The following is an 11,975-nucleotide window of genomic DNA, read 5'->3' as shown; positions in this document are numbered from 1 at the left end:
GTTTCAGGATATAGCAAACAGATATGATTTCCAAAACGTACTCTCCCCAGGAGATAGAAGATAAGTGGTACAGCTACTGGATCGAAAACCGGTACTTCAACTCCAAGCCCAATCCCGACAAGGAGCCTTACACCATTGTGATCCCGCCGCCGAACGTAACGGGAGTACTCCACATGGGACACATGCTCAACAATACCATTCAGGATATCCTGACTCGTAAGGCCCGGATGGAGGGCAAGGAGGCTTGCTGGGTACCTGGTACTGACCACGCTTCCATTGCAACGGAGGCCAAGGTGGTAGCTATGCTGCGCGAAAAAGGAATCAATAAGAATGACCTGAGCCGGGAGGAGTTTCTGGAGTACTGCTGGGAGTGGACCCACAAGTATGGCGGTATTATCCTGAAGCAGTTGCGCAAGCTCGGCGCTTCCTGTGATTGGGATCGTACCCGCTTCACCATGGAGCCCAGCCTGTACGATGCCGTTATTGACGTTTTCATTGACCTCTATAACAAGGGCGATATCTACCGCGGCCACCGCATGGTCAACTGGGATCCACAAGCCAAGACTACCGTGTCGGACGAGGAGGTGATTGCCAAAGAGGTGATGCAGAAGCTGGTGTACATCCGCTACGCCATTGAGGGCGAGGAAGGCCAGTACGTAACCATCGCTACGGTTCGTCCCGAGACCATTATGGCCGACGTAGCGATCTGCGTCAATCCCACCGACGAGCGCTACCAGCATCTGGTGGGAAAGAAGGCGCTTATCCCGCTGATCAACCGGGCTATTCCTATCATTGCCGACGAGTACGTAGAGGTAGAGTTTGGTACCGGCTGTCTGAAAGTGACGCCCGCCCACGACCAGAACGACTATGAACTGGGTAAGAAGCACAACCTGCCCATCATAGACCTGCTCAATGAAGATGGTACCCTGAACGAAAAAGCGCAGATACTGGTAGGGGAAGACCGCTTTGTAGCCCGCAAGAAGATCCTTAAACTGCTGGAAGAAGCCGGAAACATAGAGAAGGTAGAAGAATATAAGTCGAACGTAGGCCACTCGGAGCGTACCAACGCCGTGATTGAGCCTCGCCTGTCGGAGCAGTGGTTCCTGAAGATGAAGCGGGTGTCGCAGCCGGCTTTCGAGAACGTCATGAACGACACGATACAGCTCCTGCCGCCGAAGTTCAAGAATACCTACCGCCACTGGATGGAAAACGTCCGCGACTGGAACATCAGCCGCCAGTTGTGGTGGGGCCACCGCATACCCGCTTACTACCTCAAAGACGGTACCGTGATAGTGGCGCGCAGCAAGCGCGAAGCTCTGCGTAAGGCACAGCACGAGCTGCTGCTATTTGCTCTCACGGAAGCCGACCTCGAGCAGGACCCCGACGTACTGGATACCTGGTTCTCGTCGTGGCTGTGGCCTATCTCAGTATTTGACGGGATCAATAACCCCGACAACGAAGAGGTCAACTACTACTACCCCACCAACGACCTGGTGACGGCGCCCGAGATCCTGTTCTTCTGGGTAGCGCGTATGATCATCGCCGGCTACGAGTACCGCAATACCTATCCGTTCAAGAATGTGTACCTGACGGGTATCGTACGCGACAAGCAGGGCCGCAAGATGTCCAAGTCGCTGGGCAACTCGCCTGATCCGCTGGACCTGATAACCCAGTACGGTGCCGACGGCGTCCGGACGGGTATGCTGTTCAGTTCACCGGCCGGTAACGATCTGCTGTACGATGAGAAACTGGTGGAGCAGGGCCGTAACTTCTGTAACAAGGTATGGAACGCTTTCCGTCTGGTAAAAGGATGGACAGTATCCGAAGAGGCGCAGAACCCGGCTTCACAGCTGGCTACGCAGTGGTTTGAGTCCAAGCTGAACCAGACCCTCGCCGAAGTACATGACCTGTTTACGAAGTTCCGGATGTCGGACGCGCTCAACGCCGTGTACAAGCTGATCTGGGATGATTTCTGCTCGCAGTACCTCGAGATGATCAAGCCCGATTATGAGCAACCCATTGATCCGGCTACGTATGAGGCTACGCTCGACTTCTTTGATCGCCTGATGCGCCTGACGCATCCGTTCATGCCGTTCATTACGGAGGAAATCTGGCAGAACATCCGCGAGCGCGGCGAGAATGAGTCCATCTGCGTAGCGGAGTTTCCGCAGCCGGGTTCTATTGACACTGCGCTACTCAGCCAGTTTGAAATATTGTCCGAAGTAGTTTCGGCCATCCGGAACCTGCGTAATAATAAAGGCATCAGCCCCAAAGTAGAGCTGCCGCTGGCCATCAAGACCGAAACGCCGGAGCTGTACCAATCACTAGAAGGACTGCTGCGCAAGCTGGCCAACGTAGCCGCCATTGACTACGTCAGCGAACAGGCCGAAGGGATGTCGTTCCTGGTACGTTCGGATGAGTTCTTCATCAACCTGGCCGGTGAAATAGACGTAGAGGCTGAGCGCGAAAACCTGATCAAGGAGCTGGAATATACCGAAGGCTTCCTGGCCTCCGTAGTAAAGAAGCTGTCAAATGAGCGCTTCGTACAAAATGCCAAAGGTGACGTCGTAGAGAAAGAACGTCAGAAACAAGCCGACGCCGAAGCCAAGATCGCTACCATCAAGGAAGCACTGGTGAGGCTGGGGTAGGCGATATTTATTATAACTCTTTAAAAGCGTTGGTAGCCGAATTCGTGCTACCAACGCTTTTTAGTATAATTTCAGGACTACAATCTAGCGATTATATACTCTCTACCTCTTTGAAAAAGTTACTACTACTCATCTGTACACTCATTAGCGTAATGAGCTTTTCTACTTCTGTTCAGGCTCAGAAATCAGAACCTGATTCAGCTCTTCATGAGCGCTTACCTGAATTCCCAGGCGGAACAAAAGCATTCTATAAATATATAAGTAGGAACCTCAAATATCCTGCCTCAGCCATAAAGGCTCATATTCAGGGAGCCGTACTCGTAACGATCATTATAGATCATGATGGCAGTACAACTGTTGACTCCCTGAATTTTGAAAAGATAGGTTTTCATAAAAAAGTTACTGATGAAACTCTGAAACTGAAAGCAAAGGAGGAGGTAGCCATAGAGATAAATAACTTGTTTGGCAACATGCCAAAATGGACGCCCGGTTATCAAAGTGGTAAGCCGGTTCGGGTCAAATATACACTTCCCTACCACTTTCAGTAATAGTAGTAGTAGGCTATTGGAAATTAAAGTTAATCTTGTAGATTTATCACTTATCAAAGTTATAGCTGTTCCATAGGATTCTTAGATCATAAACAAACTTTCTGAACTGGCATAAACCCATGCATACCGGTGACGAAGAAGTACAATTTCTGGAAGGTATACTCTATGAGACCTTTGGCAGCGCTCTCGAACTGCTGGATGTGCGCCTGGTATCAGGGGGTAGTATCAATATGTCGGTGCAACTCATGACCTCCGAAGGGTCGTACTTTGTAAAGTGGAATACGGCGGAGAAAGAAGACATGTTTGAGGCCGAAGCCAGGGGGCTTGATCTCCTGCTTAATGCGGATGTACTTACCCTACCGCGGGTAATTGGGCACGGACACCGGGGCGACAAATCCTATCTGATTCTTGAATTTATCCAGTCGGGTTATATCCAGCACAACTACTGGGAGGGCTTTGGGCAGTCGCTGGCGCTGCTGCACTCCCACACCCAGCGGGAGTTCGGGCTGCACTTCGACAACTACATAGGCTCGCTGCACCAGAGCAATACCCCCCACAGCGACAGCGTCTCCTTCTTCATAGAACAACGACTCAAGCCGCAGGCCGGACTGGCCCTCTACAACAACCTGATCTCACGAAAGCAGTACGACAAGTTTCAGGCGCTGTACGAAGCCCTGCCCGGCATACTACCGCGCGAGCGACCGGCCCTGGTACATGGCGATCTGTGGTCGGGTAATGTCATCGTAGATCAGCATGGGTACGTATGCCTGGTAGATCCGGCGACACATTACGGTCTTCGCGAAGCCGAAATTGCCTTCACCTTCCTCTTCGGCGGCTTCGATCCTGCTTTTTATGAATCCTACTACGATGTGTTTCCGATGGAGGAAGGCTTCGAAGAGCGTATCCCTATCTACAATCTTTACCCCCTGCTGGTGCATGTCAACCTGTTCGGCAGGAGCTACTTAAGTGCCGTGGAGCGCGTTCTGGACCGTTTTTGATCCTTGACAATCGGCACATACTCTACCGTTTGCTAAATATTGTATACTTCCTGTGAGGTGGTAAATAGTTTCCTGGCGTCTTTACTCCATACCTATATCTAATCCCGATCCACATGGCCGTTCAATCCACCCAAGACCTGGTACTTCCGGTAGGAGTTACCCTTGACCGCTTTATTATGCGCAGCCAGAGCGCCTTCCCCTATGCCACCGGCGAACTGTCGCAGCTCCTGCGCGATATAGCCCTGGCCGGGAAGATTATTAACCGTGAAGTCAACAAAGCCGGACTGGTGGACGTAACGGGAGCCAACGGTACCGCCAATATCCAGGGAGAACACCAGCAAAAGCTGGATGTCGTGGCCAATGTTCGGTTTATCAGGGCGCTTAAGAATGGTGGGGAAGTATGCGCTATCATATCTGAGGAGGATGAGGATATTATCTACACCGGCAACGATCAAGGCAAATACGTGGTAGCTATGGACCCGCTGGATGGTTCCTCTAACATTGATGTAAATGTGTCGATAGGTACCATATTCTCCATCTACCGGCGTGTGACACCGGTAGGTAGCGCGGCTACGGCTGAGGACTTCAGACAGGGAGGACGCAAGCAGGTAGCGGCCGGTTATATCCTGTACGGCTCCTCGACCATGCTGGTATACTCGACGGGTTGCGGCGTCAATGGCTTTACCTACGATCAGTCGCTGGGAGAGTACATACTTTCCCACAAAGATATCTGCTGCCCCGTACAGGGTAATATCTACTCCATCAACGATGCCTACTACAACAGCTACGACAGCGCCGTCCAGCAGTTCATAACCGACAGCCGCCGCGAAGGCTACTCAGCCCGGTACATCGGTTCACTGGTGGCCGACTTCCACCGCAACATGCTCAAAGGCGGTATCTACCTGTACCCTTCTACCCGCAAAGACCCACAGGGTAAGCTTCGCCTGCTCTATGAATGCTACCCGCTGGCCTTCATTGCCGAACAGGCAGGAGCCAAAGCCACCGACGGCTACCGGGACATCCTGGACGTAGAGCCGGAATCAATGCACCAGCGTTCACCCTTTTATGTAGGTTCGGCCCGGATGGTGGAGGGGCTGACGGCGGAGTTGTAAATTTGTTAAGGTACTATATTTAATAGAACCTGCTCCTCCGGGGCAGGTTTTACCGTTCATAAGCTACAAGTACCGTATAGCAATATATTTTTATCGTTATTCAATAAATCTAGTATATTTGTACTGTTACTAAATCTTAGCGATTATGAAAACGGAACGAGTACTGAGTCTTTTACGAATCGTGGCATGGGTAGTGTACATTGGTGCCATTATCCGTGCAGTACTGATGACAGTAGTCATCGTTAGAAGCTTCTTCCTGCCCGAGAAATTTAATTTTCTAAATGAGAATGCTGCTACTATGGATTCCCTGCCTATAAATCAGTCGGGTATGGTCCTGCTGGTAGTCAGCTTGTCATTTTCCATCATGGTACTTTATATTCAGCTATGGGAAAAGGTAAAGAACCTGCTAACAGAGATCAATCTCAACAATCCATTCACGATGCAAGTAGCCAGTCAGCTACTGAATACAAGCTATGTACTACTTTCTATCTGGATTATAAGCTTTATAGGAAAAAACTACTCCCACTACCTCCACAAGCGAGTGCCTGAGATCGGAAGCGTGGTAAGATCACTTGATCCCGACCTGACCGGCTTTGATGCTAGCGGCGTATACCTACTAGCTGCCGGTATCGTATACATCATTGCGCAGGTATTCAGGCGGGGCGTGGAACTGCAGCAGGAAAACGAACTGACGATATAGCGATGGCCATAGTAGTAAACGTAGATGTAATGATGGCCCGGCGCAAAATGTCCCTGACCGAGCTGGCCGAGAAGGTAGATATCACCATGGCGAACCTGTCCATCCTTAAAACCGGCAAGGCTAAAGCCATTCGTTTCTCGACGCTGGAGGCCATCTGTGCCGCCCTGGATTGTCAGCCGGGAGATATACTGGAGTATGTACCTGATCGGGTAGAGACCTCCGGGACCACATAAGCCCCAGACCTCGTTTAGTTTTCGTACCTTTGTGGTATGGAAGAATCAACAAACCCCTTTGAGCAGTTCAAACTCAACCGTCAGCTACTCAATGCTATTGAAGAAGCCGGCTATACGCAGCCTACTCCTATTCAGGAGCAGGCCATGCCGCTTGCCCTGGCGGGTCATGATGTATTAGGTATTGCTCAAACCGGTACCGGCAAGACGGCAGCCTTTGTACTGCCGCTGCTCATGAAGATCAAATACGCCCAGGGGCAGCACCCCCGGGCACTCATACTGGCTCCTACCCGTGAGCTGGTGATGCAGATAGCCGAGACAATTACCCAATTAAGCCGCTATACCGATATCCGTACTGTATCTCTATACGGAGGCCTGGGCCCCAAGTCGCAGATTGAGGGGGTGCAGCAGGGGGTAGATATACTGGTAAGTACGCCGCGCCGCTTTCTGGACATTTACCTCAAGGGGGAGATCGTGCTTAAGCACATCAATACCATGATACTTGACGAAGCCGACAAGATGATGGACATGGGCTTTATGCCACAGATCCGGAGCATCCTGGAAGTGATACCCACCAAGCGCCAGAACCTGCTTTTTTCGGCCACTTTTTCAGAACGAGTCGAACGCCTGTCCCATGAGTTTCTGGAGTTTCCGATGCGGGTGGAGGTAACTCCCTCCGCTACCACGGCCGAAATGGTCACGCAGCGCCTCTACGAAGTACCTAACAGCCGGACCAAGATCAACCTGCTGACCCACCTGCTGCAGGATGAGGAGCGATTTAGCCGGGTTCTGATCTTTACCCGCAGTAAGGAAATAGCCGATAATATATTCAAATTCCTGGAACGCAAAGTAGTAGCCGAAGGGGCTATACGGGTCATCCATGCCAACAAGGGGCAGAATACGCGCATCAACGCCATGGAGGCCTTCAAAGAAGGTAACGTACGGGTACTAGTAGCTACCGACGTAGCCTCAAGGGGAATAGATGTGACGGAGGTGAGCCATGTGATCAACTTTGACGTACCCCTGATTTACGAAGACTACGTGCACCGGATCGGACGTACGGGACGCGCCAACCATGCCGGGGAGGCCATTACCTTCATGACCATGGCTGATGAGTACCACATCCGGAAAATAGAGAACTTAATACGAATGGAGATTCCCCGCGAACCGCTCCCCGATGAGGTAGAACTAGCCTCTACCCCCGTAGAAGAGCGCCAGGCCATGCTCCGTGAGATTGACAATCAGCGAAAACGTGAGGACCCGACCTTTAAAGGAGCTTTTCACGAAAAGAAAAAGCAGTACCATACTACTCCCACTAAGAAAAGCGGGGGAAAAGGTGGCCCGAAGAGGAGCGGCTCCAGGAGAGGATCGCGCCGCTAGAAAAGATTAGTGGTACATGTAGCCGCTAATTACCTAATTATGTTTAGCTTGGGTGGCTGATCAGGCAATAAGTTACTGATCAGCCACGGCCGTAGACTATACACAATAATAGCTTGCAGGGCAGCGTTTTCATCGGAAAGGCATTGTTCTGTTGCATAACTCTCGATGAAGATCCACATTAGTATTATACTGGCTTGTTTACTACCTCTGGGAGTAGTAGCGCAGACGGTTCAGTTAGCCAGGAACGGACATACCCCCGACACCAACGTGTCACAGTCCCGTTCCCTGACCCTGGCTGAACGGCACGTGCTGCCCTTGTTCGGAGAAATGAGCAAGACATCAGCTCAGATCGACGAAGAAATACGCTTCCTCAGCGAGTGTGACAAGATGTTTACCAGTCGCGACGAAGCCAGCAACTTTTTTGCCACGCGGGGTTGGGAGTACCTGCAGGAAGGCCAGCTCGATACCGCTACCTACCGCTTTAACCTGGCTTACCTCCTAAACGATAAGAATATTGACGCGTACTGGGGGCTGGGAGTAGTATGTTATCAGAAGGATAAACTGCCCGATGCCGAGCGGATGCTTCGGAGAGGAGTGGATCTATCGCCGGATAACGTAGCGCTGCTGGTTGACCTCTCGACGGTGGAGTTAAAGCACTATGCCCTGGTCAGTGAGGTGGAAGACCTGAATGAGGCTGACCGGGTACTGAAGCATGCGGTGGTACTTGATTCTACCTACGCCCAGACTCACTATAACCTGGCACTGATCGAGTACTACCGGGGCAACTTCGAAAAGTCGTGGGAGTACCTGCACAACGGCCGCAAGCTCAACTTCTCGCTCATTAACTTACAGTTTGTAGACCTGCTCCGCGAAAAGCTTGCCGATCCACAGGGCTTCTTTAAGTAAGTACCGGCTGGTGTGGGCGCCCGGCTGGTGTAATTCATCTAAGGAACGACCAGCCCAACCGGGCGCAATATCTTGAATCTACATTACTTCTGCTTGAAATAGAATCCTGACGGAGCTATCTCTACTTTGATCGAATCTACTACCGATCCATCCGTACGGTACCTCAGTACATATCCTGACTGCTTGAACGAAGGCGTTACTCCTCCGTAAACAAGTCCCTGCATAGGATCAACAGATAATCCGCTGAACAGACGATTCACAAAAGGCTGGGTAGCGCTGATGCTGGTATCGTTGATGTTGAAGCGGTATGTTTCACCTTTCTGCTTATACCCATCGGCTGCATCGTAGAAGGAGTATACGAAGTAGATGTTCTGACGATCAGGGCTCATAGCAAAGTTGCTGGCTGATCGCACCGGGTCGTTTCCTACTTTCAGAGTGGCTTCGATGGTACTTGACTGAGGATTGATACGTACCACCTCTTTTCCTGACGATACCCATACTTTACCATTGGCATCTACCGCGATGGGGTTAGGAGCAGTCCCTACCTGTATACTCCGCTTAATGACGTCAGAGCCCGCATCTATTACTGTCACGCTATTGGCATCACCCACGTAGCCAACGTACACCTCATTGCCTACCTGTACCATACGCTCGGCACCCTTGTTTACCGCAATCTTTTTGGTTACCTTCTTCGTAGCCAGATCCACCACCGCTATGTATCCGGGATTTTTGTAGAAGTTGGAGAAATCACCGGTAGCATCCCAGCACGCTACATACGCCTTGTTAGCGTTTACTACCACCACTGAGCGGGGGTTCTCGATATCAGGAGCCGTCAGGGTAGCTTCACGCTTGAAGGTACCGCTGTTCACGATCTCTACCTTGTCCTGTCCGGCGGTACTGTTATCCACCAGGATGAGCCCGTAACCTCCTCCTTCGGCGTAGCCCTGTACACCACCGGTAAGTGCGGCACCATTCTCCTTGAAGAATATATCTCCTTCGGCCGTTGACTTCTCACGGGCAAAGAAGGAGACACTCCCGTTGTTATCCATAAAGTTACCGGCATTCAGGACAAATACCCCGTTATCATAGGCCTGCTGCGGCTCAGGATCTCTTTCCTGACAGGACCAGCTTATTCCGGCCAATAACCCCACTCCCAATACCCTTAGTACTAGCTTGTTCATGTTACTTTGTGTTGTACGTTAATAAAAGATTAATAGAAAAATGTCGCCCCGGCATAGCGTTGCGTTTGACGTTGAGATAAAAAGTATCCAATACATTGTGTACCTGCCCCTGCAGGCGCCCCTGCCACGCCCCCCACTTCAGAGTAGTCTCAGCCAATAGGTTGGCCAGTACATACCCCTGCAGGTACTTGGTGTTATCAAAGGTGTAGTAGCGCCTGCTACCCGCCTGTAGCTGTCCCGTAAGCCGGCTACGTCCCCGCTGCAGGTAGGTAGTGAGGGTACCACTATGGATAGGTACATATACAAGTTGCTTGCCAATTATATCGACTGCGTAAGCATCATATACCCGCTCCTGCGAAGTACGCGTCAGGGCGTAGATAGCCCGGCCTCCCGCGGCCCAGCGGTCCCAGCCACCCTGCCAGCCCGCCTGCGCTTCCAGCCCCCGCGCTACTACCAGCTGCAGGTTCTCGACGCGGTAGTTCCGGTCTGGATTCCAGTAGGTCCAGTCGTCTACTCGGTTGTGGTAGGCGGTAAGGGAGGTAGTAAAGGTATGGGTAGTGTTGGGGGTAAGTCTCAGCTCAGCACCAGCTTCTTTGTTCAGGCCGCTCTCCGGGCGGATATCCGGATTACCCAACTCTCTCCAGTAGCGCTCATTGAGCGTAGGTACCCGATAGCTGCGCCCCACGGAGCCTCTCGCTGTCAGCAGATGCTTAGCACTCTCCGATACGACGTACTCGGCTCCCACCGAAGGTGTAAACGGTGGGTCGAAGCGAGTTACATAAGCCTGCCGCAGATTAGCTGAAACAAGCAAGCGACGCGAAGCCTGCCAGCGCATCAGTGCAAACAGGTCGCCCCGGTCTTCCGTAATTATGGGCAGTACGTAGCCATCCACCCGGGTGCGGTAGTGCGACCATTCCCCTCCTACCCGTACCGTCAGAGAAGTAGCAGGCTGCCCCAGCTTCCATTGAAACTCCCGCTCCAGGCGATTGGTGAAGCGATCGGTCTCGGAATGACTCATGTCAGTGAAGTCACCCCGGCCGAAGTCAATGATATCGCGGATCCAGGCGGAGCGAAGGGTCCAGTCACCGGCTTCGTACTGTACCATGGTACGTCGGGACTGGGTGCGGGTCAGTTCGCGCGAGCTGAGGTTTTCGGGAGTAAGGGTAAAGGCGTTATCCGTCACCCACAGGTGCGCCGATAGCCGGTGCCCCCTGGTATTCTGAAAGAAAAGGTCCTGTACCAGCCCCTGCTGGGCGGTGGTTGTAGACTCGAGAGCGTATCCCCGTCGTTGCCGATCAGGGTAGTCGTTATTCATCTTCCCGTCGTAGAAGAGCGTTTTACCTGAGAAAGACCAGGAACTATTGAGGCGAACGCCGTAGCGGGCTCCCAGCTGTGTCTGCTGATTGGCAAAGCTTCCCTGCTGCCGTCCTACCATCAGCGATAGTCCCGGCTCAGCCTGAGGAGCGCTCCCCAGAAGGATACTCCCTCCTACGGCATCGGTACCTACCACACTGGCCGACGAACCGTACTGCACCGACAGGCGATCAAAACCCGCTACCGGAATGGTGGAAAAATCGGTTTGTCCCAGGGTAGGCTGGTTGATATTGATCCCATTCCAGAGCAGGGCGGTATGGTTGGAAGAGGTCCCTCTGAATGATACCGTCGTCAGCTGCCCCGGCCCATAGCTCCTGAAAGCCAGCGGCGTATTGAAGGCCAGTAAGTCCGTCAGTGGCTGAAACCTGAACTGCTGAATGGTAATGGAGTCCAGCCGCTGTACCTTCAGGCCAGCCATGAAACGCTCGGGCGCAAAGCCATGTACCGTGACCGCTTCCAGCGAAACCGAATCTGCCAGAGCGCTACCACGCTGGGCATAGCCTTGGGGAGCCATCAGTAGTAGAGGTACTACCCACAGCACTGAACATACCCGAACCAGTCGTACGTTGAACACGCTAAACAAATCTACTCCGTGGCAGCAACAGGCTACCAGCGGTGGTGAATAAATAAATAGTTAGCTAATTGTACGCCATCGTGGTCTTTCCTCCGAAAACCGTGATTGCGGATTGATTTTGGCAGGTCTCCTGGCTTGTCTCGCTGGCTCCGGCCTTCCCGTCCCCGTTGAAAGGGACAGTGGCTATGAGGGTATAGAACCAGCTGTGGTAATAGTGTGAGACTTACAGTTGCGGGGACAGCTCCCGTTTTGCACGGGTATTCCCTTTTAAGCCTTGAAAGCCCCTCCGAAGAGGCATCAGGCACCAAAATCTGGCCCAAAGGT

At 52.2% G+C, this 11,975-nt stretch carries 10 protein-coding genes and 1 riboswitch; of the genes, 8 read left to right on the top strand and 2 right to left on the bottom strand.

Annotated features, from left to right (window positions below; genetic code table 11):
• Positions 1–23 precede the first annotated feature (23 nt).
• From JTN23_RS04155 to JTN23_RS04120, 8 genes are all read left to right on the top strand, one after another.
• On the top strand, positions 24–2,648 hold the full coding sequence (locus tag JTN23_RS04155) for a valine--tRNA ligase (RefSeq protein ID WP_247232604.1): 2,625 nt from the start codon (positions 24–26) through the stop codon (positions 2,646–2,648).
• A 110-nt stretch (positions 2,649–2,758) separates the two neighbouring features.
• Complete coding sequence (locus JTN23_RS04150; protein ID WP_247232602.1) at positions 2,759–3,196, top strand: energy transducer TonB; 438 nt, start codon at positions 2,759–2,761, stop codon at positions 3,194–3,196.
• A 119-nt stretch (positions 3,197–3,315) separates the two neighbouring features.
• A complete protein-coding gene (locus JTN23_RS04145; RefSeq protein ID WP_247232600.1) occupies positions 3,316–4,194 on the top strand; it encodes a fructosamine kinase family protein in 879 nt (292 codons plus the stop codon).
• A 113-nt stretch (positions 4,195–4,307) separates the two neighbouring features.
• Positions 4,308–5,306, top strand: coding sequence for a class 1 fructose-bisphosphatase (gene fbp, locus JTN23_RS04140; RefSeq protein WP_247232598.1), 999 nt, complete (start codon positions 4,308–4,310; stop codon positions 5,304–5,306).
• A gap of 145 nt (positions 5,307–5,451) precedes the next feature.
• Entirely contained in the window at positions 5,452–6,006 is a 555-nt protein-coding gene (locus JTN23_RS04135) for a DUF2975 domain-containing protein (protein ID WP_247232596.1), read from the top strand.
• Between the two features lie 2 nt (positions 6,007–6,008).
• Positions 6,009–6,239, top strand: a complete 231-nt coding sequence (locus JTN23_RS04130) for a helix-turn-helix domain-containing protein (RefSeq protein WP_247232595.1) — start codon at positions 6,009–6,011, stop codon at positions 6,237–6,239.
• A 36-nt stretch (positions 6,240–6,275) separates the two neighbouring features.
• Positions 6,276–7,616 (top strand): DEAD/DEAH box helicase, encoded by a 1,341-nt coding sequence (locus JTN23_RS04125; protein WP_247232593.1) that lies wholly within the window; start codon positions 6,276–6,278, stop codon positions 7,614–7,616.
• Between the two features lie 165 nt (positions 7,617–7,781).
• Positions 7,782–8,522: a tetratricopeptide repeat protein gene (locus tag JTN23_RS04120; RefSeq protein WP_247232591.1), complete on the top strand. Its 741-nt coding sequence runs from the start codon at positions 7,782–7,784 to the stop codon at positions 8,520–8,522.
• An 83-nt stretch (positions 8,523–8,605) separates the two neighbouring features.
• On the opposite strand, the gene JTN23_RS04115 is transcribed toward JTN23_RS04120, so the two are convergent.
• The gene (locus JTN23_RS04115) at positions 8,606–9,703 is read right to left on the bottom strand and encodes a YncE family protein (RefSeq protein WP_247232589.1); all 1,098 of its coding nucleotides are present in this window, start codon (positions 9,701–9,703) and stop codon (positions 8,606–8,608) included.
• 1 nt (position 9,704) lies between these two features.
• The gene (locus JTN23_RS04110; RefSeq protein ID WP_247232588.1) at positions 9,705–11,651 is read right to left on the bottom strand and encodes a TonB-dependent receptor plug domain-containing protein; all 1,947 of its coding nucleotides are present in this window, start codon (positions 11,649–11,651) and stop codon (positions 9,705–9,707) included.
• 103 nt (positions 11,652–11,754) lie between these two features.
• Positions 11,755–11,975: riboswitch (cobalamin riboswitch) on the bottom strand.

Origin of the sequence: Telluribacter roseus (assembly GCF_017355915.2) — a bacterium.
In the GTDB taxonomy this organism is placed as follows: domain Bacteria; phylum Bacteroidota; class Bacteroidia; order Cytophagales; family Spirosomataceae; genus Telluribacter.
Note: the sequence above shows the minus strand (reverse complement) of the source record. Positions and strands in the feature narration are given on the sequence as shown.